This is a genomic window from Lentilactobacillus kisonensis DSM 19906 = JCM 15041 (genome assembly GCF_001434135.1).
Classification (GTDB): Bacteria; Bacillota; Bacilli; order Lactobacillales; family Lactobacillaceae; genus Lentilactobacillus; species Lentilactobacillus kisonensis.
The window spans coordinates 1-620 of sequence record NZ_AZEB01000090.1; the positions used below are offsets into that span (position 1 = coordinate 1).

The 620-nt window shown below is 45.5% G+C and carries 1 pseudogene; it reads right to left on the reverse strand.

Annotated elements, in window-relative coordinates:
• Nucleotides 1–620, reverse strand: a pseudogene (locus tag FC98_RS14945) (hypothetical protein); the annotation flags it as partial.

A 620-nucleotide genomic window follows, 5' to 3' on the forward strand; every position in this document is an offset into this window, starting at 1 on the left:
GGAGTAGTGGTTGGCGTAGTAGCTTGCGCGGTAAGGGCAGAGTATTTAATCCAGCCATTGATCTTTTGACCGTTAGTAGCATTAGTGTCAGCAATCTTTACCCAAAGGTCGCCTTCACGGGTACGGGTAGTTTGGTCCGTAACTTTGAAGGTATCGTTAGCGTAAGGAGTAGCATCAGTAACGGTACGGCCCTTCTTGTATTCAGTCCATGCAGGATATGAATAAGTAGTAGCAGTACCATCATTAGCAGTACCAGCCTTAGTAATCTTGTAAGTAGCATTCTTTTGAGCATCAGTCAAAGCAGTAGTTTGATTTGATGGGGTCTGGAATGATGCTGAAGTTGCTGAAGCTGAAGAGCTGTTTGAAGCAGTTGCTGAAGTAGAACCAGCAGCGTCAGTAGTAGTGCTGTACTTAGCAATACCACCAGCGAAAGCAGAAGTACTCTTACCACCATAGATCCAGCCACGGTAAGTCTTATCGAATGATACGACCTTGTAGTAAACTGAGCCACGGTTAGTAGTAGCAACACGGTAAGCACGCCAGTTCTTTTGACCAGTCTTGTTGTCCTTAAGGCCAGCTAAAGTGGTCTTTGATGCAACAGTCTTGGCACCTTTCAAGGT